This is a genomic window from Rouxiella silvae, assembly GCF_002093625.1.
GTDB classification, from domain to species: Bacteria; Pseudomonadota; Gammaproteobacteria; order Enterobacterales; family Enterobacteriaceae; genus Rouxiella; species Rouxiella silvae.
The window spans coordinates 1-24,271 of record NZ_MRWD01000062.1 but is presented as its reverse complement, the minus strand read 5'-3'; the positions used below and the strand labels follow the sequence as shown (position 1 = coordinate 24,271).

The 24,271-nt window shown below is 51.2% G+C and carries 23 protein-coding genes; 13 read left to right on the top strand and 10 right to left on the bottom strand.

The window, feature by feature from the left end; all coding sequences use genetic code 11:
* Window positions 1–42 precede the first annotated feature (42 nt).
* Window positions 43–873 (bottom strand): 2,5-didehydrogluconate reductase DkgA, encoded by an 831-nt coding sequence (dkgA, locus tag BS639_RS20585; protein WP_055782833.1) that lies wholly within the window; start codon window positions 871–873, stop codon window positions 43–45.
* A gap of 279 nt (window positions 874–1,152) precedes the next feature.
* Here dkgA and BS639_RS20580 point away from each other — a divergent pair, with 279 nt between their 5' ends.
* Complete coding sequence (locus BS639_RS20580) at window positions 1,153–2,082, top strand: AraC family transcriptional regulator (RefSeq protein WP_055782837.1); 930 nt, start codon at window positions 1,153–1,155, stop codon at window positions 2,080–2,082.
* A 15-nt stretch (window positions 2,083–2,097) separates the two neighbouring features.
* Here the strand turns inward: BS639_RS20580 and BS639_RS20575 are convergent, their stop codons facing one another.
* Together BS639_RS20575 and metC are read right to left on the bottom strand one after the other, a co-directional pair.
* Window positions 2,098–2,760, bottom strand: a complete 663-nt coding sequence (locus BS639_RS20575) for a DedA family protein (protein ID WP_055782839.1) — start codon at window positions 2,758–2,760, stop codon at window positions 2,098–2,100.
* Window positions 2,761–2,941: 181 nt separating this feature from the next.
* Window positions 2,942–4,129 carry a cystathionine beta-lyase gene (gene metC, locus BS639_RS20570; RefSeq protein ID WP_055782842.1) on the bottom strand — a complete coding sequence of 396 codons (1,188 nt, stop codon included), beginning with the start codon at window positions 4,127–4,129 and terminating at the stop codon, window positions 2,942–2,944.
* Between the two features lie 306 nt (window positions 4,130–4,435).
* On the opposite strand from metC, the gene exbB reads away from it, so the two are divergent.
* The 4 genes from exbB (at window position 4,436) to BS639_RS20550 (ending at window position 7,284) form a co-directional block, all read left to right on the top strand.
* A complete protein-coding gene (gene exbB / locus BS639_RS20565) occupies window positions 4,436–5,416 on the top strand; it encodes a tol-pal system-associated acyl-CoA thioesterase (protein WP_407690323.1) in 981 nt (326 codons plus the stop codon).
* 7 nt (window positions 5,417–5,423) lie between these two features.
* A complete protein-coding gene (gene exbD / locus BS639_RS20560) occupies window positions 5,424–5,855 on the top strand; it encodes a TonB system transport protein ExbD (protein WP_055782845.1) in 432 nt (143 codons plus the stop codon).
* A gap of 117 nt (window positions 5,856–5,972) precedes the next feature.
* Window positions 5,973–6,626 (top strand): DNA oxidative demethylase AlkB, encoded by a 654-nt coding sequence (alkB, locus tag BS639_RS20555; RefSeq protein ID WP_084984185.1) that lies wholly within the window; start codon window positions 5,973–5,975, stop codon window positions 6,624–6,626.
* A 178-nt stretch (window positions 6,627–6,804) separates the two neighbouring features.
* A complete protein-coding gene (locus tag BS639_RS20550; protein WP_055782851.1) occupies window positions 6,805–7,284 on the top strand; it encodes a cold-shock protein in 480 nt (159 codons plus the stop codon).
* Here the strand turns inward: BS639_RS20550 and BS639_RS20545 are convergent.
* Window positions 7,271–8,068, bottom strand: coding sequence for an AraC family transcriptional regulator (locus BS639_RS20545; RefSeq protein ID WP_084984184.1), 798 nt, complete (start codon window positions 8,066–8,068; stop codon window positions 7,271–7,273). The two genes, BS639_RS20550 and BS639_RS20545, sit on opposite strands and share 14 nt — an antisense overlap.
* A gap of 113 nt (window positions 8,069–8,181) precedes the next feature.
* Here BS639_RS20545 and BS639_RS20540 point away from each other — a divergent pair, with 113 nt between their 5' ends.
* Both BS639_RS20540 and BS639_RS20535 read left to right on the top strand, forming a co-directional pair.
* Entirely contained in the window at window positions 8,182–8,727 is a 546-nt protein-coding gene (locus BS639_RS20540) for an NADPH-dependent FMN reductase (RefSeq protein ID WP_228779487.1), read from the top strand.
* Window positions 8,728–8,747: 20 nt separating this feature from the next.
* A complete protein-coding gene (locus tag BS639_RS20535; protein ID WP_055782860.1) occupies window positions 8,748–8,912 on the top strand; it encodes a XapX domain-containing protein in 165 nt (54 codons plus the stop codon).
* Here BS639_RS20535 and BS639_RS20530 read toward each other — a convergent pair.
* Window positions 8,906–10,456: an MFS transporter gene (locus BS639_RS20530; protein WP_139804159.1), complete on the bottom strand. Its 1,551-nt coding sequence runs from the start codon at window positions 10,454–10,456 to the stop codon at window positions 8,906–8,908. The genes BS639_RS20535 and BS639_RS20530 overlap by 7 nt on opposite strands.
* Before the next feature lie 129 nt (window positions 10,457–10,585).
* Here BS639_RS20530 and BS639_RS20525 point away from each other — a divergent pair, with 129 nt between their 5' ends.
* Window positions 10,586–11,470, top strand: coding sequence for a LysR family transcriptional regulator (locus BS639_RS20525; RefSeq protein ID WP_084984182.1), 885 nt, complete (start codon window positions 10,586–10,588; stop codon window positions 11,468–11,470).
* A 47-nt stretch (window positions 11,471–11,517) separates the two neighbouring features.
* Here the strand turns inward: BS639_RS20525 and ppk2 are convergent, their stop codons facing one another.
* Window positions 11,518–12,441, bottom strand: coding sequence for a polyphosphate kinase 2 (gene ppk2, locus BS639_RS20520; protein WP_055782868.1), 924 nt, complete (start codon window positions 12,439–12,441; stop codon window positions 11,518–11,520).
* Window positions 12,442–12,646: 205 nt separating this feature from the next.
* Here ppk2 and BS639_RS20515 point away from each other — a divergent pair, with 205 nt between their 5' ends.
* Window positions 12,647–13,666 (top strand): transporter, encoded by a 1,020-nt coding sequence (locus tag BS639_RS20515; protein WP_084984181.1) that lies wholly within the window; start codon window positions 12,647–12,649, stop codon window positions 13,664–13,666.
* A gap of 10 nt (window positions 13,667–13,676) precedes the next feature.
* Here the strand turns inward: BS639_RS20515 and BS639_RS20510 are convergent, their stop codons facing one another.
* Window positions 13,677–14,582 carry a LysR family transcriptional regulator gene (locus tag BS639_RS20510; protein ID WP_055782873.1) on the bottom strand — a complete coding sequence of 302 codons (906 nt, stop codon included), beginning with the start codon at window positions 14,580–14,582 and terminating at the stop codon, window positions 13,677–13,679.
* A gap of 325 nt (window positions 14,583–14,907) precedes the next feature.
* Here BS639_RS20510 and BS639_RS20505 point away from each other — a divergent pair, with 325 nt between their 5' ends.
* Window positions 14,908–16,203: an NCS2 family permease gene (locus tag BS639_RS20505; protein ID WP_055782876.1), complete on the top strand. Its 1,296-nt coding sequence runs from the start codon at window positions 14,908–14,910 to the stop codon at window positions 16,201–16,203.
* Window positions 16,204–16,429: 226 nt separating this feature from the next.
* Complete coding sequence (locus tag BS639_RS20500; protein WP_055782879.1) at window positions 16,430–16,894, top strand: RrF2 family transcriptional regulator; 465 nt, start codon at window positions 16,430–16,432, stop codon at window positions 16,892–16,894.
* 142 nt (window positions 16,895–17,036) lie between these two features.
* Here the strand turns inward: BS639_RS20500 and BS639_RS20495 are convergent, their stop codons facing one another.
* Both BS639_RS20495 and BS639_RS20490 read right to left on the bottom strand, forming a co-directional pair.
* On the bottom strand, window positions 17,037–20,195 hold the full coding sequence (locus BS639_RS20495) for an efflux RND transporter permease subunit (RefSeq protein WP_055782883.1): 3,159 nt from the start codon (window positions 20,193–20,195) through the stop codon (window positions 17,037–17,039).
* A 15-nt stretch (window positions 20,196–20,210) separates the two neighbouring features.
* Window positions 20,211–21,395, bottom strand: coding sequence for an efflux RND transporter periplasmic adaptor subunit (locus tag BS639_RS20490; protein WP_228779513.1), 1,185 nt, complete (start codon window positions 21,393–21,395; stop codon window positions 20,211–20,213).
* Between the two features lie 388 nt (window positions 21,396–21,783).
* Between BS639_RS20490 and BS639_RS20485 the strand changes: the two genes are divergently transcribed.
* Complete coding sequence (locus tag BS639_RS20485) at window positions 21,784–22,137, top strand: helix-turn-helix domain-containing protein (protein ID WP_055782885.1); 354 nt, start codon at window positions 21,784–21,786, stop codon at window positions 22,135–22,137.
* A gap of 19 nt (window positions 22,138–22,156) precedes the next feature.
* Here the strand turns inward: BS639_RS20485 and BS639_RS20480 are convergent, their stop codons facing one another.
* Window positions 22,157–22,837: a DUF3053 domain-containing protein gene (locus BS639_RS20480; protein WP_084984188.1), complete on the bottom strand. Its 681-nt coding sequence runs from the start codon at window positions 22,835–22,837 to the stop codon at window positions 22,157–22,159.
* A 978-nt stretch (window positions 22,838–23,815) separates the two neighbouring features.
* Here BS639_RS20480 and BS639_RS20475 point away from each other — a divergent pair.
* Window positions 23,816–24,271 (top strand): LuxR C-terminal-related transcriptional regulator (locus BS639_RS20475; protein ID WP_233427730.1); only part of this gene is annotated, 456 nt, incomplete at its 3' end.

The following is a 24,271-nucleotide window of genomic DNA, read 5'->3' as shown; positions in this document are numbered from 1 at the left end:
GGCATAATGGGGGAGGTATTCCCCCATTGATCGCCATTCTAATCAGAAATTAAGCACATCTTCTGGGTTCGGCCCTAATCGGTTGCCGGTGTCCAGCTTGGTAAACTCTGCCAACTCTTCTTTTTCCAGCTTGAAGTCGAAAACGTTAAAGTTTTCATGAATGCGTTTCGGCGTAACGGACTTCGGAATAACAATCAGTCCATTGTCCAAATGCCAGCGGATCACGATTTGCGCCGGGGATTTTTCGTACTTCTCGGCCAGTTTTTTAATCAACGATTGATCAAACAAACCGTCGCCGCCCTGCGCCAGAGGACTCCAGGACTCGGTAGCAATGCGGTGAGTGGCATTCCAGGCGTGCAGTTGACGTTGTGCCAGAGAAGGGTGCAGCTCAATCTGGTTTACGGTTGGCGCAACGCCGGTCTCGTCAATCAAGCGCTGCAGGTGAGGAATATGGAAATTACATACCCCCACACTCTTCGCTAAACCTTGCTCCTTAAGTTTAAGCAGCTGTTTCCAGGATTCAACATAGTTGCCTTTGTCAGGGAGCGGCCAGTGGATCAAATAAAGATCTACATAGTCGAGTTTCAGTTTCTCTAGGCTCTCTTCCAGCGCTTTCTGCGCGTAAAGCTGCTGGTCATTCCAAAGCTTGGTGGTAACGAAAATGTCTTCACGAGGCACGCTGGTTTCCTGAAGCGCTTTACCTACGCCTTCCTCATTTTTATAGGCTGCGGCAGTATCAATATGACGATAGCCCGCGTTGAGCGCCGTGCCGACCGCATGAGTCGCTTCGTCATTGCTGGCCTTCCAAACGCCGAGGCCGAGTTGCGGAATACGGTTGCCGTCATGAAGTTGTATGATGGATTGCGTTGACATAAATCTCTCCTGTTGGGGAATGCGTAATCCACGCATTGAGTGCCTGATGGGGTAAGTTTAGTAAACGAATAGCCATTTCGCTGAGTTTGCTAATGATTCATTTTCAGTTATTTATCTAAAAAGTGACTTCAGCACTGCCAATCCAACACTTTAGCGGCAGAGGTTATAATTTGAGATGCACATTTCTGTTTAAAGCTTGCCCAGTCCTGCAATCCTGTATAGAAAAATCGACCAATATGGCAGAATCATTGCCAGTTTGTTTTTGTTCGGAGATGAGTCATGCAAGATGTCGAGAGCCTGTGCGCGGAGTTGGCTAAAAAAGTTGAGCGCCTGACGGAAGGTAAGAATAAATTTCAGTCTAGCGTGCCGCAGGCAACGCTGATGTGTTACTCAAGCTACCACGCCCGCCAGCCTGTAATGTACAACCCGAGTTTGACGATTGTATTTCAGGGCAGCAAGGTGGGGTATCTCGGCAATAAAACCTTTTCCTATGACCCCAAAAACTATCTGATGCTTACCGTTCCTCTGCCGTTTGAGTGTGAGACTTTTGGCACGCCCGAGCGTCCGGTGACTGGCGTTTCTATCCGTATCGATTCGGTGATGCTACAGGACCTGCTCATGGAAATGGGGGATGAAGGGTTTGCACATCAGCCCGATCAGTCGTCCGGTATTACCTCTGGCCTGCTAGATGAAGATATTCTCTGCGCCAGCGAGCGTTTGCTTGATGTGATGGATAAACCGTTGCGCGCAAAAGTGCTCGGCCCGCAGATTATCCGCGAAATTTTATTCTTTATTCTTACCAGCGAAAACGGCGGGGCGCTACAGGCGCTGGTAAATCGCCATACCCATTTTAGTCAGATTGCCAAAGCGCTGCGGAAAATTGAAAATCAGTATGCCCAGCCGCTCAGCGTTGAACAGCTGGCGAGCGACGTCAACATGAGTGTCTCCGCGTTTCACCACAACTTTAAGGCTGTCACCAGCACGTCGCCGCTGCAATATCTAAAAAACTATCGGCTGCACAAGGCGCGGACGATGATGATCTATGACGGAGTAAAAGCCAGCATTGCGGCTCTGAGCGTGGGGTATGAAAGTGCATCGCAGTTTAGTCGGGAATTTAAACGCTACTTCGGTGTGACGCCAAGTGACGAAATTGCCCGCATGCGTGAGGGCAATTCGCTGAGTCTCTCCGAAACCGTCTTTGGATCTTGATAAGGAAGCTCTTAATCAAGAGGCTATCTTGCGGCGGTTACGCCAAACCACGAGCACCGCGCCGACCAGACCGGTCACCAATAGCAGGGCAGGCAGGATCATTAGCCCTGCCATGACTTTTTCTTCATGACGCTGCACGAGAGGAATATGGCACAGCGCATAGCCCATGCCAACAATGACCCCGACCCACAGTACGGCGCTTAACCAGTTAAACAGTTGAAAACGGGCGTTATCAAGACCAGAAATACCGGCGATGGTCGGCAGTAGCGTTCGTACAAACGCCAGAAAACGACCGGCGAGCAGGGCGGCTAATCCGTGTTTAAGAAACAGGTGGTGGGCGCGTTCGTGATAGCTCGCCGGCAGTTGCAACAACCAACCTTTCACTATTCGAGTATGACCCAGCCATCTGCCCTGCAAATAACTGAACCAGCAACCCAGGCTTGAGGCCACGATTAAAATAATCAGCGTCGGTACCAGGCTCATGACCCCTTTCGACACCAGCGCGCCGGTCAGCAGCAGTAGGCTGTCACCGGGAAGAAAAGAGGCGGGAAGCAGACCGTTTTCAAGAAACAGCGTGGTAAACAGAACGGCGTAGACGACCCACAAAACGTTTGGATTGGCTAAAACGCTAAAATCGTGTTGCCAGAGTGCGTGAAGAATCTGAGTTAATACCGCCATAGTATTTCCTGTCTGATGTGCTGCAAAACGTGAAATTTCGGGCAAGTGCCTGAGGTCACGAGAAAAGAAAAATAGTACCAACAACCTTTATAAGTATTTAACGTATTATGGTCAAAAACCGCACACAATCCTATCAGATAAGTAAGGATTTGCGCGGCCTGTCGCAATGATTTTCTTACACTCAGACGATGCGTGCAAAGGCCGCATTTAAATCGTCAATCAGGTCGTCACAGTTCTCCAGCCCGATGTGTACGCGAACCAGTGTTCCGGTGAAATCAACCTGCTCGCCTGGGCGAATAGCCTGAATTTCTTCGGGTTGGTTGGCTAACACCAGCGATTCGAAACCACCCCAGGAGTACGCCATGCTGAAATGCTCAAAGTGGTCGAGATAGTCGGCGAGCTGGGCGTCGGTCAGGCGTTTTTTCAAAATAAAGGAAAACAGCCCGCAGCTGCCGGTAAAATCTCGCTTCCAGAATTCATGCCCCTGACTGCCGGGTAGAGCTGGGTGATTCACACGGGCAACGTCAGGGTGTGTTTCAAGCCACTGCGCGATACGCAGGCTGCTTTCTGCGTGTTGTTTGAGTCGAATACCCATAGTGCGCAAACCTCGGCTGGCGACATAAGCGGTATCGGCGTCAACCATTTGCCCCATCAGATAAGACTGCTCGCGCAACTGTTCCCAACAGCGGGCGTTGGACACCGCCGTGCCAATCATCGCGTCTGAGTGGCCGACAATATATTTGGTGCCCGCCTGAATCGAAATATCAATATCAAACTCCAGCGCCTTAAACAAAATACCTGCCGCCCACGTATTATCGATCATGATAATGACTTCAGGGGATACCGCGCGCACGGCCTTCACGATAGCAGGAATATCAGGGACTTCCATGGTAATTGACCCTGGAGACTCAAGAAACACGATGCGCGTATTGGGCTGCATCATGCGGGCAATGTCCGCGCCAATTGAGGCGGGATAATACGTGGTGCTCACGCCGAGGCGGGTCAGTACCTTGGAGCAAAAATCCTGCGTCGGTTCGTAGGACGAGCTGGCCATCAGCACGTGGTCGCCGGTTTCTATAAAGGCAAGGATAGCGTTGCTCACCGCCGCTGCACCGCAGGGATAAAGTGCACAGCCCGCGCCGCCTTCAAGCTCGACCATCGCCTCTTGCAGCGAAAAATGGGTTAACGTGCCGCGGCGACCATAAAACAATTCGCCGTTGGCGCGATTGGCAGTGGCGAACTTTTTCTCTGCAACGGACTCAAACACCAGTGAAGACGCTCGCTGGATAACAGTATTAACCGATCCCTGAGTAAATTTTTTGTCTCTTCCCGCGCTGATTAACGCTGTTTCAATCTTCTTGGATGTCATAAGACCGCTTTCACCTTGTTAACTGTGCCATTTGGCGCTTTTTATTACGTTAACATGCCATCTTTCTCGGGTCAGTCATTTGGCAGCATGTGTGAGAAAGTTTCATATGTCACCCCTTGATGATTTTTCAGGCTTATGCGGAATGTAAATAATAATGAGAACCACTATCACTTGTGGCTTTTTTTTTGCTATGATTTGCCGCTATTAATATTTTCAATAAATGATTATGGCTGGAGGCGCTACGTGCAAACGTGTCGCATTAAGATGAACAAAGCGGTGTCATTTTTGACGGACGTAAAACAGATGATGAGTACGCGTAAAAGTGGTACAGCAAGAATCGGTACTGTGATGACTTCATTGGTGCTGATTGCCGGATTGAGCGGCAGCGCGTGGGCAACGCCGACGTCCAATGCAGCCAACGCAGTGACACCTTCGCAGGCTTCCTCGGCATCCGCCGAGCCTTCAGCGGCGGCTCCAACCGCAACAGACGGCAGCGCAGCACCGGTGCTACAGAGTACTAACGGTGCCGATAACGGCGCAGTTCAGTCTTCGCAAACGCCAATCATTCCAAAAGACCTGTCCGTATTGGGCATGTATCAGCACGCCGATATCGTGGTGAAAATTGTCATGATTGGCCTGCTGCTGGCCTCTGTCGTGACCTGGACACTGCTGTTCAGTAAAGGTGCCGAAGTGTTTTCAGGCAAACGTCGCCTGCGCCGTGAGCTTTCTTCACTGCTGCCGGTTCGCTCGCTGAAAGAGGCGCTGGAGCAGGCAGAAGGCTTCTCTGCCAACAGTATTAGCAGCCAAATGCTGCGCGATGCCGAAAACGAACTTGAACTGTCTGCGGGTTCCACCGACAACGGTGGCATTAAAGACAGGACAGGCTTTCGCCTTGAGCGCCGCGTAAGCGCTGCCGGTCGTCACATGGGCCGTGGTAATGGTATTCTGGCTACCATCGGAGCTATTTCACCGTTTGTCGGCCTGTTCGGCACGGTGTGGGGCATCATGAACAGCTTCATCGGTATTGCCCAGACGCAGACGACCAACCTGGCCGTTGTGGCTCCGGGTATCGCCGAAGCACTGTTGGCCACGGCGGTGGGCCTGATTGCGGCAATTCCTGCGGTGGTTATCTACAATATTTTCGCCCGTACTATTGCGTCATACCGTCATCAGGTTGGCGACGTAGCGGCACAGATTCTGCTGTTGCAGGGTCGCGATCTGGATTTGGCGTCAAGTGCCGATGAAGCACCGCGCGCCCAGGCGGGTCATAAGTTACGCGTAGGGTAAGTCAATCATGGCAATTCGTTTGAACGACGACCTCGATGAAAGCGGTGAAATGCATGACATTAACGTCACGCCGTTTATCGACGTTATGCTGGTGCTGCTGATCATCTTTATGGTTGCCGCGCCTTTGGCAACGGTAGACGTGCGGGTTGATTTGCCGGCTTCTACCGCCCAGTCACAGCCTCGCCCGCCTAAGCCGGTGTTCCTGTCGGTAAAAGCAGACAACCAGATGTTCCTTGGCGATGACCTCGTCACGGCGGCGAATTTGGGCGCGATGCTGAGCCAGCTTACCCAGGGTGACAAGCAGACGACTATTTTCTTCCGCGCAGACAAGACGGTGGATTATGCCACCATCATGAGTGTGATGGATAACCTGCGTAGCGCCGGTTACCTGAAAGTCGGTCTGGTGGGCGAAGAGAAAAACGGCGCAGCGGCCAAGTAATCGACGCACCGTTATCGTGATTTTAAAAAGCCCGAGACTTTTCACTGTCTCGGGCTTTTTTATTGCACTCGGCTGGAGATGTTATACTTAACGCTGGTTTGACAGGCTGGAGGACACATGACACTCGATCTTTTCGATCACCCAGATTTTCATCCAAGCTGGCGTGAGGAACTGTGCCCCGGTGCGGTAGTGCTGCGCGGTGCTGCGCTCGCCGACAGCCGTGAACTGCTTAAGGCCATCGACAATATCGCCATTCAGGTGCCTTTTCAGTATCGCGCTACGCCGGGAGGCTATGCCATGTCGGTGGCGATGACCAATTGCGGTGATCTGGGGTGGGTGACCGACCAGCAGGGATATCGTTACCAGCCCACTTCGCCAGAAACCCTAAGACAGTGGCCTGCGATGCCGGACTTGTTCCGCACCTTGGCAATACATGCCGCGCGCGAGGCCGGTTTCAGTGATTTCATGCCCGATGCCTGCTTGATTAACCGTTATCAGATTGGTGCGAAAATGTCGCTGCATCAGGATAAAGACGAAGAGGATTTCGGTCAGCCGATTGTATCGATTTCCCTCGGGCTGCCCGCCGTGTTTCAGTTTGGCGGGCTGGAGCGTAGCGATAAAACTCAGCGCGTCAATTTGACCCACGGCGACATTGTGGTGTGGGGAGGGCCAGCACGCCTGCGCTACCACGGTATTTTGCCTCTGAAGGCGGGTGAACATTCGCTAACCGGCCAATATCGCTTTAATCTGACTTTTCGTAAGGCGCATTAAGCGTCTACAGGACGTTCTTAAACGGCATCTTTTAGGGGCTATAAAGAACAGGAAAGCACAGGACTTCGCATGCAATGTGCATTAAACTAGGCGACTTCACTGATTTACCCTCACGTTTAGCGTAGACGTCGGGCGTGAACAGGCATTTTTTGAACGAATTTATTAGGCGGTAAGAGCGATGAACGGTGTAATCACAACCTGGTTTGAAGATAAAGGTTTTGGCTTTATCAAAGATGAAAACGGTGATAACCGTTATTTCCATGTGATTAAAGTCGCCAACCCTGATTTGATCAAAAAAGATGCCGTGGTGACTTTTGAGCCCACCACCAATAACAAAGGCCTGTCGGCTTTTGCGGTGAAAGTGGCACCAGAGAGCAAGCATATTCATATTGCCGGCGAGCGCATCAAAATCACCAGCATCAAGTCTTTCTTGGCCTACAGCGAAGAGGTTCCTGCGGACTCAAAAATCGATAAAGAGAACGCCGTGCTCTCCGTTGGCCTGTTGATGAACCGCATCAAGCCGAAAGACGAAGAGACGAAAGCCGAGACGCGCACCATGAAAAAACTGCTGGTAACCACTTTCCAGAACACCAGCTATGTCTTTTCTGAAGACGAAATTGACGTCGACGCCACGGTGAAAATTCTCAAGGCGCTGTGATCCCTTTCTGACCCGCGCTAACAGCCGAATCGGCCCTCATCAGGCTGCGCATATAACGTCCAGGCGGCTCACCGAGGAGCCGCGTAAACATGGTCGAAAAAGCATTGGCACTTTGATAGCCTAACTCCAGCGCCACCTGCGTAAGATTCTGTCCTCTCGACAGTCGGTCTACGGCGCAGACAACCCGTAGATGGTCCCGCCAACGAGTAAACGTCATCCCGGTTTCTGCCTGAAACAAACGCGCCAGCGTTCGCGGGCTACAGGCCGCAATCTCTGCTACCTGTTCAAGTGAATAACGGCTCCCAGGATCCTGCTGCAATAGGCCGGTTATCTGGCGCAGGCGGCGATCCTTCCCCTTGGGAATAAACAGCGAAATGCCCGAAGACGTCGCGCCGAGCTGGTGGACGATAAGCTGGCAGATAGCTGGAATATCGGCATTATTCCGCCCAGGCGTGGCAAAGGTCAGCGCTTCGATCGCCAGTTCGCGCAGTAAATCTGAAACGTGCAGCGTCAGGCACGCTTTGGGCAGGGTCGAGCAAAGCTGCGGCGCAATCAGCAGCTGGATCACGTTTGAGAGTTCGCTGTAGGAGGCCGTATGCGCGACGTCGGGCGTCACCCACACCGCGCGCCCCGGCGGCGCCAGCCACCATCCGTCACGAGTTGTTATAGACGATGTTCCCTGCGTCACGAAAGTTAGCTGCCCCTGCGGATGACGATGTTCGGCGACTTGCGTACCGGCAGAATGGCTAAAACGCCTGGCTTCAAGAGGGGGGAAAAGCGACATGGCATAACCTCAAAGCGAATTGTCAGTTACGCGAATGTTTTTATCATTAATATTGTCATAATGCCATTTATTCGCCGCGCACTGAGAGCTGAGCGCCATTTAAATGAGGAAATATGATGACTAAATTACTGCGTATTGTCGGCATGGCAGGCAGCCTGCGTAACGATTCCTACAGCAAGATTGTATTGAATTCGCTGGTTGAAATGCTGCCCAAAGGGGCCGAATTTGCCAGTCTGGAGATTGGAGCACTGCCTTTTTATAACCAGGATCTCGATTTGCCGGTGGGTATCACCGACGTGCATCAGGCGCGTGATCTCGTTGCCAGTGCCGATGCCGTGTTAATTGTTGTACCGGAATTTAACCACGGTATTCCAGGCGTGCTGAAAAATGCCCTTGACTGGCTTTCGCGTCCGGCCTTTACCAGCAGCATGGTCGGTAAGCCGGTGATGTTCGTTACCCTTTCGCCCGGCGCGCTGGGTGGCGTAAGAGCGCAGTATCAGCTGCGCGAAACACTGGCGTCTATGCTGTGCAAACTCGATCCTTTGCCTGAAGTCGCCATTACTTTCGTCGGACAAAAGGTCAGTGAAGGGCGGTTGACCGATGAGCCTACCCGCGTCTTTGTGCAGAAGATCCTCAATCAATTCCTTGATAAAATTTAAGATTTTACCGGGAGAGTGACATGCAGATTTTCTATGCATTAATTGCGGGACTGTCGGTTGGCCTGTTTTTCTCCTGGTTAAAACTGCCGTTGCCTGCTCCGCCGACCCTTGTGGGCATCGTCGGGGCAGCGGGCGTTTTTCTGGGCAGTGTGTTATTCAGAACGGTCAGCGCCTATTTTCATTGATCCTGCTGATAAAGCGCTTCGTTAACCGGCTGCGGTGCGATGTGTTTTTTCAAACACAGGGCAACATAGACGATCACTGCTGAAATCAGTGTCAACGCGGCAAGCCAAAGCAGCAGGTGGTGCAAGGCGCCAGCGTAGATTTCAGTCAGCTGTTGGGCGCTGGCCTGCGGCAGTACTCGCTGAGTCTGGTGCAGATCACCGATCGCCAGCCGCTGTATGGCAACGCTTGCCGACGCGCTATCACTGTTGGGCGTAATTTTTGCTATCCCCTGACCGACAAACCCTGCCAGCATCGCGCCGACAATCGCCAGCGCAATGCCTTCACCGGCAACGCGGGTGGTGCTGAAAATACCGGTCGCCATCCCCGCGCGCTCCTTCGGCACGACGCTTATCGACAGCCCGTCCATTAATCCCCACGGAAGCCCAATCCCAATGCCTATCACCGTCATGGGCAGCAGCGTCGCCAGCATATTCTGACTGGCAATGCTCTGACTTAGCCAGACGAGACCGAGGGCGGCAATCAGCAATCCGCCGGTGCAAACAATGCCTGAGGATATCCAGCGGGTAAGAAATGCAGCCAGCAGCGGCACGACAAGCATCGGCAGCGAAAGCGCCATCATCATTAGTCCCGCCTGCTCCTCACTCATACCGGCTATGCCGATAAACTGCATCGGTAACAGCACCAGTAAGACCACAAAGCCAAAAGCGGTGGCCAGCGGCAGTGCCTGTACGCCAATGAAGCGCGCATAGCGGAAAAGCGAAAGATCGAGCATCGGGTGGCTGACTTTCCTTTCAACCACGATGAACAACACCAGCAGCACCAACGTAGCGAGCAGCAGAGTGATCACCTCAAAGCTGGCCACGCCCTTCACCGGAATGTCCATTAGCCCCCAGGTAAGCAAGGCCAGCATGGCGGTGAAAAGTAGGGTGCCGGGCCAGTCGATTCCTGCCGCATTCGGATTTTTAGACTCATTCAGACGCGTCACGCCGATAGAGAGCGAGAGCAGAGCAATCACCATTGAGGATAAAAATACTGAACGCCAGCCAAAATGCGCGATCAATAATCCGGCTAAAAATGGGCCAAAGGCCAGGCCAATGCCAAAGCTGCTGCCGAGCAGACTGAAGGCGCGAGTTTGCGCTCGGCCGCTAAATTCGTGCGCCAACGAGGCAGAGCCTCCTGCCAGCGCGGCGGCGGCGGCCACGCCCTGCGCAGCGCGCATCACGTCAATCCACAGCAGGTTAGAGCTAAAGCCTATTAGCCCAGAGAGCAGAGCAAACAGTGAAACGCCGACGATAAATACTTTTTTGCGGCCAATCTCGTCGGCCAGTGCGCCAGCTGCCATCAAGAAACAGCCAAAGCTCAGCATAAACGCATTGGTTATCCAGCTGAGCGCCTGCGCGCTGCCGCCCAGTTCACGGCCAATTACTGGTGTGGCAATGGAGCCACTCACGAAGCTCAACGGCAGAATAATCGCCGCCAGACAGATGGCGACCAGCACCGGCGTTTTACTCGGCGGCGTGGCGGTAATAGAAAGATTACTCATGAGGCTTCTCCTGAGGGGACAAAACTTATTTCGGTCTCATGATGATAAAATGTCCGTAATTTGACGGAAACAGGCTTTATGTCCGATGATTAAGGACAAAAGCGCTCTAATAAGGTTATGGCTGAGAGAATGGATAACATCAATGGCATGCTGGCGTTCGTGCGCGCCGCCCAGTTTCAAAGCTTTACCGCCGCGGGGGAACGACTCGGGATTTCGGCTTCTGCGGTGGGAAAAAGCGTGGCTCGCCTGGAGACAAGGCTCAACGTCAGGCTGTTTAATCGTAGCACCCGTCGCATCAGCCTCACCGATGAAGGCCAGCTTTTCTTCGAGCGCTGTCAGGCTATTGTGTCGCAAATTGAAGAGGCCGAGCATGAGCTTTCCAGGCTTTCCTCCCTGCCGCGCGGTAAGCTGCGGGTCAGTTTACCGGCGATTGGCTATCGCATACTGCTGCCTTATCTTGCCGAATTTATGCAACGTTATCCTGAAATTGAGCTGGAACTGGATTTCAGCGATCGGATGGTCGATATCATTGCCGAAGGGGTGGATGTTGCGGTGCGCAGCGGTGAATTAACGGATTCCGAGATGATGTCGCGCACGCTGGGACCGTTTCGCTTTGTCATCGTTGGCAGTCCGGGCTATTTTGCTCGTCATCCACAGCCGCAGCACCCACAGGACTTGCTGCAGCACCTGTGCCTGCGTTATCGCTTTCCTAAAAATGGCCAGTTTCAGAGCTGGGATTTTAACGAGGACTATCACATAACTCTCCCCGTACCGCTGTCCTTCAATAACCTCGAAGGGCTGCTGCAGGCCTCACTGCGCGGGGTCGGCCTAACCTACGTGCCGCAGTTTATTGTGCGAGAGTATCTGGCGTCCGGCGAGTTAATTTCTGTGCTTGAAGACTGCTTAAGTGACGCAGGGAAATTTTCGATGGTTTGGCCCAGCAGCCGTCATTTATTGCCAAAAATTCGCGTATTTATTGATTTTCTTACCGAAAAGAAGGTGTTGGGAGAATAATTCTCGATCCCGCTGTGTCTCGCGGGATCGGAATGAAGCTGCGCAGATCAGTCGTACAAATCGGGGACGATCATCGTCTCGGGCAGCAGCGTGCGCTTGTAATCATCGCTATAGTTACGTTTGGGCAGCGTGATTGGCGGTGATTCTATCTCTTCGTAGGGCACCTGCTGTAGCAGATGGTTGATACAGTTTAAACGCGCCTTCTTCTTGTCAACGCCCTGAACTATCCACCATGGTGCTTCAGCAATGTGCGTGCGTTTAAGCATCACTTCTTTGGCCGCGGTGTAATTTTCCCAGCGACGGCGGCTTTCAAGGTCCATCGGGCTGAGTTTCCACTGTTTTAGCGGGTCATGAATGCGGCTCAAAAAGCGCAGTTCCTGCTCTTCATCGGTAATAGAAAACCAGTATTTAATAATCTGGATGCCGCTGCGGGTCAGCATTTTTTCAAATTCTGGCACGCTGCGAAAGAACTCTTCATATTCATGATCGCTGCAAAAACCCATCACCTTTTCAACGCCAGCGCGGTTGTACCAGCTGCGGTCGAACAGCACCATTTCACCCGCGGCAGGCAAGTGGGCGATATAGCGCTGGAAGTACCACTGAGTGCGTTCACGATCGTTAGGTGCAGGCAGGGCGGCTACGCGGCAGGTTCGAGGGTTGAGGCGCTGAGTAATGCGTTTAATCACTCCACCTTTACCTGCGGCGTCGCGGCCTTCAAAAATGATCACCACGCGGTGCCCGGTGCGCATCACCCAGTCTTGTAATTTTACCAGCTCGCCCTGCATGCGCAGCAGTTCGCGGAAGTACTGTTTGCGCCAGGCTTTTTGGTCATCCGAGTCAGGCTCGCCGTCACCAAGGCGGCGATCGTCTAGCTCCATTTCAAGCTCTTCGTCGTAGCTGTCGTAAAATTCTTGTAATAAGCGTTGGTTAAAGGTGAATTCACCCGCTGAACCATTCTCATGCATAGCCATAACGCTTTCCCTCAAAGTCATGCCGCAGGTCAATTAATTCCAGTAAGATTATTCGTATCTAATGTGTCATTTTTATTGCAGAAAAATGACAGTTAAACGTCTGTTTACTATTGATAATTTTATTAACGACGGCCAATGAAATAAGTTGATTTTATTCTTGCAACTGGCGTAATGAGACAATGTTCCCGGTCGATATAGATAAAGTATGCTGGAAGATAAAACGCAGAAAATAGACTTTAACGATGAAGTCACAGGGCTGATATATGGCTTCGTGTTTGATGAGAATAGGCCCCCGCGTCGGGTAACGTCTGGGCAAATACTGGACGAATATCACCAGCATAAAAATGCCAGCGGATTTACCTGGCTGCACATCAACCTTAATCATGCAGCCGCGGAAAAATGGCTTAAAAAGCAGTTCTCTATAGAGAGTTTTTTCTTTGACGAGATCCGCAACGGATCGCACAGCACGCGCATTGAAAGCCAGGACAATGTGCTGTTTGCGGTACTTAACGATGCTAATTTTCAACCCGACAGTTCGGGTGAAGAGACGGCAACGCTGTGGCTCTACTGTTGCACCGGTCTGGTGATTACGGCGCGGCATAAGCCCTTACGGCTGATTGAACGACTTTTTCGCAAACTTGAACATCTCTCGCCAAGCTCCCCTTCGGCGCTGTTAGTGCATTTGCTTGAAGAGCAGGAAGAGGTGCTGGAACAGATTGTTCGTCAGGCTAACCAGTATGTCGATCAGGTTGAAGAGCGATTGCTGAGTGGGCATGTAAAGAAAAACCGCACCCGACTCGGGCGAATGCGCAGGCAGTTACTGCGCTTTCAGCGATTGTTGGCACCGGAACCGGCGGCATTGTTTCGACTGATGAATCGTCCGCCGCGCTGGCTGAGTGCCGAAGTGGTGGCGGATTTACGGCAGTTTGCCGAAGAATTTACTGTGGTGTTAAACGATTTAGTGGGGCTGACCGAACGCATCCGGCTGCTGCAGGAGGAGATTTCCTCAAGCCAAATGGAGCAGAACAACCGTACGCTCTACGTGTTGACCGTCATCACCGTGCTGGCACTGCCGATTAATATTATCGCCGGATTTTTTGGTATGAACGTCGGGGGGATCCCGCTGGCCTCCAACCCGCACGGCTTCATGCTGCTGGTATTGGTGGTCGTGGTCTTCACCGTTATTGCCGGCTGGTTTGCCCTGCGCAAAAAAGACGACGATTAACCGCAAGCATTTAAAGCGCAATCTGCTCCATCATCACAATCATTTTCTGGATAACGATTTGTGCCGCTCGTGAGAGCTGGCGACGTGGCGCGACGCACAGTGCCAGGGTCAGCGGCTTAACGCTGTGGCCCTGAAGCGGCACAAATGCCAGTCGATTTTCATGTAAATCCGGAATAACGTCGAGCAGGCTCAGAACCCCTACACCGGCACCTTTGCGGATTAATTCGCGCATCATTCTGACATCATTACAAACGATCGACGGCGTCTCGTGCAGCTGATAGCGGTTGTACAACAGCTTGGCGCGCGCATTGACCATCAGCGGCTCAGACGGAATAATTTGCCGGTACTCGGTGATATCACTAAAAGACAGCACTTTTTTATGCGCCAGTGGGTGTTCTTTTGGCATCGCAATGCCAATCGGCAGCTCTGCGAAGGCGCGGACTTCGAGACCGGTGTGCTCGACTGGGTCAAGCAGCAGGCCAAAATCCACCTCAGCCGAACTGACGTGTTCGCTAATGTTACGGCTCTCTTCAATACGAATAGTAAAGGTCAGATACGGATATTCTTTGCCTACATCCGCAATCAGCTGCGCCATGATGCCTTCACTTAAGGCTGCTATCATCGAAATACTGACGTGACCGCGTCGTAATCCCTGCATTTCATCAAATCTTTCGCGGGTGCGGGCAAACTCCTTGCGCCAGCGCTTAATATCATCAAACAGCACCTCACCGGCCGACGTCAGTTTTAAACCGGTAGGCAAACGCTCGAATAACGGCGTTTCCATGGTTTGTTCGGCCTGCAGAATTTGTCGGTTAATTGCGGAGGCCGAAACGTGTAGCGTTTCTGCGGCTTTACGCAAACTCCCTGTTCGGGCGACCTCAACAAAGTATTGTGAAAAGCGAGAAAATGGCGACATAAGGGGTGTACTAATTTTTGCAGTGAATTAGTGAGATATCTATTATGGACTGCATCACCTATTTTTCCTAGATTGGTCGATGGTTCTTTATAAAACAGCGACATCAGACGTTTTTTATCCAAATCGGTTGGAAAATAAACGTTTGCGCTGATAATTAAACAGACAGTGATGACAGGGTTCGTCAAAACACGCAGTAATTTCCGTGTGTCTTTATTTTTGAGTCGGACGAATCTATGGCATGTCGACTCTCGGCCCGCGGAAGTGTTTTGAAAAACAAAACCTATAACAAGCGTGTAGTTCATACAACGCGACCGAGAGACATCGAATGTTAGAGAAAATTTTTAAACTCAAAGCTCACCGTACTAACGTACGTACCGAGATATTGGCAGGCTTGACCACCTTTTTAGCCATGGCATATATCCTGTTTGTAAACCCTTCAATCCTTGGCGCGACCGGGATGGATAAAGGTGCCGTGTTTGTTGCAACCTGTCTGGCTGCCGCAATCGGTTCCGCACTGATGGGTTTCATTGCAAACTACCCAATAGCACTGGCCCCAGGCATGGGCCTGAACGCCTTCTTCACCTATACCGTTGTGCTGCACATGGGTTACACCTGGCAAATAGCCTTGGGTGCCGTTTTCCTCTCCGCCTGTATTTTCTTCGCGCTGTCTATTTTCAAAATTCGTGAATGGATTATTCGCAGTATTCCTATGCCGCTGCGTTCGGCCATTGCCGCCGGTATTGGTTTATTCCTGGCGATTATCGCACTTGAAGGCTCGGGCATTGTGGTTGCCAACCCGGCAACGCTGGTGGGTCTGGGTGATTTGACTAAGCCAGCGCCGCTGTTTGCTATGCTGGGCTTCGTGATTATCGTGGTTCTGGAAGCGCGTAAAGTGACCGGGGCAGTGCTGATTGGTATTTTGGCCGTGACTATTCTCGCGATCGCGCTGGGCTTCACGCCATTTGGTGGCATTATGTCGATGCCGCCTTCAATCGCGCCGACCTTCATGCAGCTCGACATTAAGGGCGCATTTAACGTTGGTCTGATTAGCGTCGTGTTTGCTTTCCTGTTCGTTGACGTGTTCGACAACTCCGGTACCCTAATTGGCGTAACCAAACGCGCGGGTCTGGCAGACGAAGATGGTAACATTCCGAAAATGGGCCGTGCCTTGGTTGCCGACAGCGCCGCGGCCCTGTTTGGTTCGCTGCTGGGTACCTCAACCACGACCAGTTACATCGAGTCTGCGGCTGGCGTAGGGGCCGGTGGTCGTACGGGCTTAACCGCGATTGTGGTGGCAATTTTGTTCCTGCTGAGCCTGTTCTTTGCGCCGTTGGCAGGCAGCATTCCGGCATTCGCCACTGCCCCCGCGCTGCTGTTCATTGCGGTGTTGATGACCTCAGGCTTGGCCGAAATTGACTGGAAAGACATCACTGTTGCTGCGCCTGTCACCGTTACCGCGCTGACCATGCCGCTGACTTACTCCATCGCCAACGGCATCGCGTTTGGCTTTATCACCTGGACTCTGGTGAAACTGCTGAGTGGCCGCGGTCGTGAGCTAAATGCGGCGCTGGTTATCTTGTCGATTCTGTTCGTCATTAAGCTCGGCTGGCTGAGCGCTTAACTCTCAGATATGCAGCCGGATATTGTTCCGGGCTAAGTAAAAGCAAAGAGGGCTTCCCGCGTGAAGCCCTCTTTTTTTTTACATTTTTCGTCGCCGCGATAGGCCTTTATGTGCCCTCCAACTTCAAAAATACTCCAGTATTTGTTATATTATTGAGCACTTCGCCAGCGAATTTTTTTTAGGGCGCAAGAGTGTATTTTTAATCCCGCTTTCCCAGGATAACGACATGTTAGATTTTCGCTTTCCAACAGCAATGCAGATGGTTTTTAGTGTGGCACTGGCTGAAAAGTCAGGTCAGCGCTGTACCAGTGCGACTCTGGCAGCGGGACTGGAAGCTAATCCGAGCTTTATTCGTAAACTGATGGTGCCGCTAACGCATCATGGAATTATCGTCTCGACGCTGGGCCGCACCGGCTCTATTCGTCTGGGTCGCATGGCCGACACCATTACGCTGCGTGATATTTACACCGGCGTTATCGAAGACAAGCGACTGTGGGCCGCCAGGCCGGAAGGCAAGGCTAAATGCTTGGTGAGCGCCAACGCCTGCGGATACTTCAAATCTGTAGTGTGTGAGGCCGAAGAAGCCTCAATGGCCGTACTTGCTCGCTACACGGTAGCGGATGCGCTGGCTGAGTTTGAACGCAACGGCAGTTACAACTGCACCGGTGCCGAGCTGGCAATTAACAAATAGCCTTCTCGGCCAGTATGTTTATTAAAATCTTAACTTATTAAAACTTAACGTTATTACCATTATATTTATTTAAAAAAGGGGACTCGTCTTGCGGCGAGTCCCCTTGTTCGTTTTGGTGACGTTTCTTACATAGCGTGGCGAGTTAGTTTACCGTTACGCTCTCCGTTTTGGACTCACTCTTCTTGCTCACCAGCTTTCTCAATGCGACGTAGAATACTGGCGTCAGGAACAGACCGAAAAGTGTGACCCCCAGCATGCCCGAGAAGACAGTAATCCCGGTTACGCCACGCACTTCTGAACCGGCACCGTGGCCCATAATCAGTGGAATAGTTCCTGCGATAAAGGCAATAGACGTCATGACTATCGGGCGTAAACGCAGCCGGCAGGCTTCCAGCGCGGCTTCAACAATACCTTTGCCCTGCAGCTCAAGTTCACGCGCGAACTCGACGATCAGGATAGCGTTTTTACATGCCAGTCCCATCAGTACTACCAGTCCAACCTGTACAAACACATTGTTGTCCCCGCCGGTAAGCCAGACGCCGAACAGGGCCGACAGCATGGTCATGGGGACAATCAGAATCACCGCCAGCGGCAGCGTCCAGCTTTCATACAGGGCGGCAAGCACCAGGAACGCCAGCAGCACGGACATCGGGAAGACGATAAGCGCCGCATTGCCCTGCGTTGACTGCTGATAACTCAGGTCGGTCCACTCGATGTTCATGCCGTTAGGCAACAGATTTTTCGACATTGCGGCCACTTCGGTCATCGCCTGCGATGAAGAAAGTACGCGAGGATCGGCATCACCAATCAGGTCTGCCGCTGGGTATCCGTTGTAGCGAATAACCGGGTCCGGCCCGTAGGTGGTGGTGATGTTCACCATGCTGCCGATAGGCACCATCTCACCTTTATTGTTGCGGGTGCGTAAATTGCCAATGTCTTCTACGCTGTCGCGGAACTGCCCGTCGGCCTGCGCCATCACCTTCCAGGTGCGGCCAAAACGGTTGAAATCATTGATGTATGACGAGCCAAGATAGGTTTGCAACGTACTGAACAGATCATCAAGCGAAACACCCTGCGCTTTGGCTTTTTCGCGGTCAATTTTTGCTTCAAGCTGCGGCACATTGGCCTGATAGGACGAAATAGGGAATCCCATACCCGGAGTCTGCATGATGGCACCCGACATCGTATTCACCGCAGACTGTAGTGCGCCATAGCCCAGACCGGCTCGGTCCTGAATATAAAGCGAATAGCCCGAACCTTGACCGAGGCCGAGGATCGGCGGCGGCATGATAGAGAACGCAAAGCCTTCCTGAATCTGCGAAATCTTGGCATTTATTTCGGCATTAATTTGCGCCGCAGTGCGGGTACGTTCGCTCAACGGTTTCAGGGCAAAGAATACCGTGCCGGTGTTTGGCGTGTTGGTAAATTGCAGGGCGTTAAGCCCTGGGAAGGCTACCGCGTCGATTACGCCGTCCGTTTGCAGACCCAACGCACTGATTTTACGCACCACGGCATCAGTACGAGACAGTGAAGAACCTTCAGGCATTTTCACGCCGGCAATTAAGTACAGTTTATCCTGAGTTGGAATAAATCCGCCCGGCACGGCTTTAAACATAAAGGCGGCTGCGCCTAGCAGCAGAATATAGACCACAAATACAGCGCCTCGGCGGCTCAGCGTTTTAGATACTGCATTCTGATAACCGTGTGAACTGGCGTTGAAAAAGCGGTTAAACGGTCGGAAAAGCCAGCCAAACAGTCGGTCGATTAAACGCGATGGCATGTCTTTTGGCGCACCGTGAGACTTCAGTAAAATAGCGGCCAGCGCCGGTGACAACGTCAGCGAGTTAATCGCCGAAATTACCGTTGAAATAGCGATAGTCACCGCAAACTGCTTGTAGAACTGACCGGTTACGCCAGACAGGAAGGCCATCGGCACGAACACGGCGCAGAGTACCAACGCGATGGCGACAATCGGACCCGAAACTTCACGCATCGCCTGATGTGCAGCGTCTCTCGGCGCTAGCCCTTCCTCTATATTACGCTCGACGTTCTCCACTACCACGATGGCATCATCCACCACAATGCCGATGGCTAACACCAGCCCAAAAAGGCTCAACGTATTGAGCGAAAAGCCCAGCAGATAGAGAATGCTGAAGGTACCGATAACCGAAATTGGCACCGCCAGCAGCGGGATAATCGATGCGCGCCATGTTTGCAGGAACAGGATAACCACCAGCACCACCAACACCACGGCTTCAAGCAGGGTATGAACCACGGCGCTTATCGAGTCACGCACAAACACCGTTGGGTCATACGGCGCACGCCAGGTCAGCCCGTCGGGGAAACGGGTAGCCAACTCGGCCATTTTGGCACGCACGGCGTTCGACAGGTCAATGGCATTGGCACCCGGCGCCTGGAAGATGCCGATACCTACCGCGTCTTTATTATTGAGTTGCGAGCGCAGGGCATAGCTGCCCGACCCCATTTCAATACGAGCGACGTCGCGCAGGCGCACAGTCGAGCCATCTTCGCTGGTTTTTAGAATGATGTTGCCGAATTCGGTCTCATCTTTCAGACGACCCTGCGCATTGATAGACAGGAGATAATCGCTCTCTTTCGGCATGGGTTCTGCGCCCAACTGACCGGCAGAAACCTGTACGTTTTGCTCACGCATGGCGGTAACCACGTCGGAGGCTGTTAATCCCCGCGCTGCGACTTTATTAGGGTCCAGCCAAACACGCATCGCGTATTCACCGGCACCAAAAATTTGTACCTGTCCTACCCCGGGTAAGCGTGCCAGCTCGTCCTTGACCTTGAGGGTGGCATAGTTGCGAAGATAGAGTGAATCGTACTTACCGGAAGGGGAGTACAGATGCACAACTAATGTCATCGTGGGTGACTGTTTCTGTGTAGTCACACCTTGGCGCTGCACGTCTTCAGGCAGGCGAGCCGCCGCCTGCGCAACACGGTTTTGCACCTGAACCTGCGCCTGATCCGGATCGGTTCCCGGACGGAAGGTGACCGTCGTGACCAGCACGCCGTCAGAACCGGCTACTGACTTCATGTACATCATGTTTTCAACACCGTTGATCGCCTCTTCCAAAGGGGTAGCAACGGTTTCAGCAATCTCTTTCGGGTTGGCACCGGGATATTCGGCGCGCACCTGCACGCTCGGTGGCACAACGTCGGGATATTCGCTCACCGGCAATAGCGGTATTGCGATAGCGCCGGTGACCAAAATCAGTATCGACAGCACCGCCGCAAAAATCGGCCGGTCGATAAAAAAGCGGGAAAAGTCCATGGGTCAGGTTCTCTGTTATTGTGCTTGGCGGGTAGCCGACGTAACGTTGGCAGCCATCTCGACACTCTTGGCGTTGACGGGCATCCCCGGCATAAATACTTTCTGCACGCCGTCGATCACTACGCGATCTCCCGCTTTCAGGCCTTGCTGCACGATGCGTAATCCACCGGCCATGGCACCAATCTGAATATCACGACGCTCAGCTTTACCTGCGGCATCAACCACGTACACATATTTACGGTCTTGGTCGGTCAATACGGCCTTATCGTCAATCAGCATCGCGTCAAACATTGGCGTGCCCGGCATTTGAATGCGGGCAAACAGGCCTGGTGTAAAGCTGCGGTCGCTGTTGTCGAGTACGGCGCGCATACGAATAGTGCCGGTGCTGGCGGTAAGTTGGTTGTCGGTGAAGTCGAGCAGGCCCTGATGTGGATAACCCGTTTCGCCAACCAGCGCGACATGCACCGGCAGTGCGGCATTTTTATATTTGGCATCGCGTGCAATGGCCTGATAGCGCAGGTAGGTGCTCTCATCGACGTCGAAATAGACATAGACTTTATCGAGCGACACTAACGTGGTCAGTACGCTGGCGCTGTCCCCGGCGCTAACCAGATTGCCTGCGGTTATCATTGCCCGGCTGGCTTTGCCGTCAATCGGGGCGATAACGCGGGTGAAGTCGAGATTAAGCTGGGCCATATCAAGCTGGGCCTGCGCAGCCAACACGTCAGACTGTGCCTGTGCGGCCGCAGAGCGGCGTTGCTCCCACAGCTCTTTTGAAATAGCTTCTGAGGCAACCAGTTTTTCCGTACGTGCAGACTCGCTGCGGGCGAGGCTGGCTTGATTCTTGGCTCTAACCAGCTGTGCCTGTGCTTGTTCCTGCGCGGCGCGGTAAGTTCGGTCGTCAATGGTGAACAGCACCTGACCTTTTTTAACCTCATCGCCTTCCTGGTAGTTCACCTTGTCGATATAACCCGAGACTCGCGGACGCAACTGAACGCTTTGCACCGCTTCGATACGGCCAGTAAATTCGTCCCATTGGGTGATAGGCTTAATAACAACAGTGGCTGCACTAACCGCCGGAGCGGGTGGCGCAGAACGCTGTGCCACGCTGTTATCACATCCCGAAAGAAGTGTGACGAACAGCGCTATCCCTGAGAGACGAGGGAGAAGATACGTGCCAGAGCGACGTGCGCTTGGCATCACGGAAAAATTTTGCAGGCTGATCATTATTTTTATTTCCAGTGTCTATTTCTGGTGAACAAGCGCCATCAGCCAGTACCGCCGGTCCTGTCCACCGGAGTAACGTCCCTTGCCTGATAGGATTTTATGAGTTTGTGTCGATCGTAGATATGATAAGGTATCAATAACTGATACATTAACTAGGAGGGATTGTAGGGAGCTGGCTGACAAACTGCAAGAATTATTGTTGCACTTTATGTGCTATCTGAAAAGCCCTTTTGTGAAAGGCAGTAACAATTGTCGTGTAAAGTTTAAAATGCAATAGTAAAACTTGCATTTTAACCAAAACTGCGTCAGCCTTTAACAAGGCTCTCTTGGTGAGGGCAAAAAACATAGCGGGAGAGCGGAGATGAAAACCGAAGATTTTATTCACGACCTGATCGACTGGATCGACAATAATCTTGAAGAAAGACTGGATATTAAAACCGTGGCCGAGCGTGCCGGCTATTCACGTTGGCATTTGCAGAGAATGTTCAAAGAGCACACCGGCTTGCCGATGGGCGAATACATTCGTGCAGAGAAAATGAAAAAGTCTGCCGACATGTTAGCCAGCAGCGGCGAAACCATTGTCAGCGTGGCAATCTCTCTGGGCTTTGATTCCCAGCAGTCTTTCACCCGCAGCTTTAAACGCCAGTTTGGCCAAACTCCGGGTGACTGGCGCCGTGCAGAAAACGGCCATTCCACACAGCATATGTGCCATTGATAAAAGGCCTGCGCAGAATTTAGTGCACCATTTGCTGCATTTGCCTGCTGAGTTCCATCAGTTGTGCATTGAGCGGAACCAGTTTTTTCTGGATAGCGTTGTATTTATCCAATTGAGACTGGGTGGCGAACTGCAAAGTACTGCCCGAAATCGTCACATTTTCACCCTGACTTTTAATGAAATCGGCCTTAACAACAATTTGTTTTAACACCTGAGGCAGTAGAGTGAACACCTGTTCAGCCAATGCCGCTGGTTTTGAAACGACTTTGTTATAGGCCTGGTCATACACTTCTTTAAGGTCCTGAGGCTGCTTTAAGGCATCGTGCCGCGCATCGGCCTGTAATTTTATTGCATCAATCTTTTCTGCCAAATGGGCGCTGTTATTCGCCATCTCTTGTAACCTGTCTCGCTGTTCCAGCAGTGCATTAACCGACGTCACTGAATTCATACTGCTAAATACGGGTGCCAATGACGCATTGAGTTCGGTATCCATTTGCTGGTGGAAATCGGTAATCACCGCATAGTCATTACTGTATTCGCCAAAGGATTTTATCTGTTCTTCAGACAGCTGTGGGACGGCTAAAGTTTGGGTGGCTAATAAGCGTGTCTGAATAAATTCAATAAAGGCTTTACGCTGGGCCGGTTCTTTATCGCCGCAGCCGCTTATCGCTATTAATAAGGCCAGTAATATGACAATCATCGACGCCTTTAAAAGGGCATGCTGATTTATAAACCTTCTTTCATACTGTGTTCCCACGTCCTTCTCCATCTCGGATTTTCTCCTTTTCCAAACATTATTGCTCTTGAAAACCTTAGCTTAAAAGCACGATCGTCGTCCAGTTGGCAGGGGGTAACAACCACGTTTACGAGCTCGCGGTTTATCTGAACACTGCAGCTACCTCTTTGAGTGGGGGTAATCAATGTAAACGCTAAGACTATTCGCCATCATTGATAACGCTATGTGACAAATATTAAGACCTTATGGTGATGAAAATCATCATGTATTCTAGGTTTACCGACCTTTTAAGACTCAGGCTTGATGTCAGAGCATGTTATTGTGTTGTTAAATGTGTGGTCGTTCAGTTTGCATTTATCGAAATTCTGGTTGATTTATCACAAGAAAGTGTAGATATCGAATTTTCAGATTGAGATAACCGTCATAAGTTTTAAATATTAAAACTTAAATGCTTATTTTTTTGGTTTTTTATTCTGAGTAATTTATCATTTTCAGTCTTTTAATCTGAAATGCTTTGGCGGTGAAATGTCGTTTATTATGTTTAGGAAAACTCCTAGATCAATTGGCTTATTTATCATTTTTGAACAGAATGCTGCACGTTTTGACTAAAAAGTAGCAAAGCCTTTAAGACTACTCCTAACTTAGGGGAGGGCTGTGACGATAAAATTAAGAATATTGATTGCTGTAACCTATCACTAACGTGTTTTACAAGCGACAAAAACGATTTGAAGAGTTTGGGCTGGAGACTATTCTACATACCATAAAGATAAAGGAATAAACATGAAGTAGACATTGGTAGCTTACTGCAGGACTTAACGTTAGGTCGGGAAGGGCTCTGTTTCTTCCGGTACACAGGGGGAAGAGTGTTTTTAAACATACTATTTAGGCGGCCTCATGCCTCGGATAATAATCTGGAGCGAGTGTCAATTTACTAAATTGACGTTGAAAGAAATTATCTCTAAAAAACTGCCGTACATTAACGGTGTTATTCCTTTTAATCAGAACGACGGAGTAAATATATCAACTAAGGATTATCTAATTATAGATCCATCCGGAAGTGGTTTCCAAAAATGTTATGACTTTTTAAAAGAAAACGAACATATCATTGACCCAGAAAGAATACTGATTATCTCTTCCTCGGTGGATATGTTGATGCTTGAGCTTTTTTTTAAGAAGAAATTCAAGTTTATCGAGAAAAAGAAAAGCATAACATGCGTCGTGAGTGCGTTAGAAAAGTTTATCCAGCTCCAACACATCGCCAGCAATGACACACCTTATGATTATAATATTACCAAAATGGAAGGTAAGGTGCTGGTGATGATGATGTCTGGATTGTCTGTCATGAATATTTCAAATATTTTAAAATTAAGTGTAAAAACAATCAGCGTTCATAAATGT

Bases quoted from the DNA above. Each gene is read 5' to 3' on its own strand.
- dkgA (WP_055782833.1), bottom strand. From the start codon at position 873: ATGTCAACGCAATCCATCATACAACTTCATGACGGCAACCGTATTCCG.
- BS639_RS20580 (WP_055782837.1), top strand. From the start codon at position 1,153: ATGCAAGATGTCGAGAGCCTGTGCGCGGAGTTGGCTAAAAAAGTTGAG.
- BS639_RS20575 (WP_055782839.1), bottom strand. From the start codon at position 2,760: ATGGCGGTATTAACTCAGATTCTTCACGCACTCTGGCAACACGATTTT.
- metC (WP_055782842.1), bottom strand. From the start codon at position 4,129: ATGACATCCAAGAAGATTGAAACAGCGTTAATCAGCGCGGGAAGAGAC.
- exbB (WP_407690323.1), top strand. From the start codon at position 4,436: ATGAGTACGCGTAAAAGTGGTACAGCAAGAATCGGTACTGTGATGACT.
- exbD (WP_055782845.1), top strand. From the start codon at position 5,424: ATGGCAATTCGTTTGAACGACGACCTCGATGAAAGCGGTGAAATGCAT.
- alkB (WP_084984185.1), top strand. From the start codon at position 5,973: ATGACACTCGATCTTTTCGATCACCCAGATTTTCATCCAAGCTGGCGT.
- BS639_RS20550 (WP_055782851.1), top strand. From the start codon at position 6,805: ATGAACGGTGTAATCACAACCTGGTTTGAAGATAAAGGTTTTGGCTTT.
- BS639_RS20545 (WP_084984184.1), bottom strand. From the start codon at position 8,068: ATGTCGCTTTTCCCCCCTCTTGAAGCCAGGCGTTTTAGCCATTCTGCC.
- BS639_RS20540 (WP_228779487.1), top strand. From the start codon at position 8,182: ATGATGACTAAATTACTGCGTATTGTCGGCATGGCAGGCAGCCTGCGT.
- BS639_RS20535 (WP_055782860.1), top strand. From the start codon at position 8,748: ATGCAGATTTTCTATGCATTAATTGCGGGACTGTCGGTTGGCCTGTTT.
- BS639_RS20530 (WP_139804159.1), bottom strand. From the start codon at position 10,456: ATGAGTAATCTTTCTATTACCGCCACGCCGCCGAGTAAAACGCCGGTG.
- BS639_RS20525 (WP_084984182.1), top strand. From the start codon at position 10,586: ATGGATAACATCAATGGCATGCTGGCGTTCGTGCGCGCCGCCCAGTTT.
- ppk2 (WP_055782868.1), bottom strand. From the start codon at position 12,441: ATGGCTATGCATGAGAATGGTTCAGCGGGTGAATTCACCTTTAACCAA.
- BS639_RS20515 (WP_084984181.1), top strand. From the start codon at position 12,647: ATGCTGGAAGATAAAACGCAGAAAATAGACTTTAACGATGAAGTCACA.
- BS639_RS20510 (WP_055782873.1), bottom strand. From the start codon at position 14,582: ATGTCGCCATTTTCTCGCTTTTCACAATACTTTGTTGAGGTCGCCCGA.
- BS639_RS20505 (WP_055782876.1), top strand. From the start codon at position 14,908: ATGTTAGAGAAAATTTTTAAACTCAAAGCTCACCGTACTAACGTACGT.
- BS639_RS20500 (WP_055782879.1), top strand. From the start codon at position 16,430: ATGTTAGATTTTCGCTTTCCAACAGCAATGCAGATGGTTTTTAGTGTG.
- BS639_RS20495 (WP_055782883.1), bottom strand. From the start codon at position 20,195: ATGGACTTTTCCCGCTTTTTTATCGACCGGCCGATTTTTGCGGCGGTG.
- BS639_RS20490 (WP_228779513.1), bottom strand. From the start codon at position 21,395: ATGCCAAGCGCACGTCGCTCTGGCACGTATCTTCTCCCTCGTCTCTCA.
- BS639_RS20485 (WP_055782885.1), top strand. From the start codon at position 21,784: ATGAAAACCGAAGATTTTATTCACGACCTGATCGACTGGATCGACAAT.
- BS639_RS20480 (WP_084984188.1), bottom strand. From the start codon at position 22,837: ATGATTGTCATATTACTGGCCTTATTAATAGCGATAAGCGGCTGCGGC.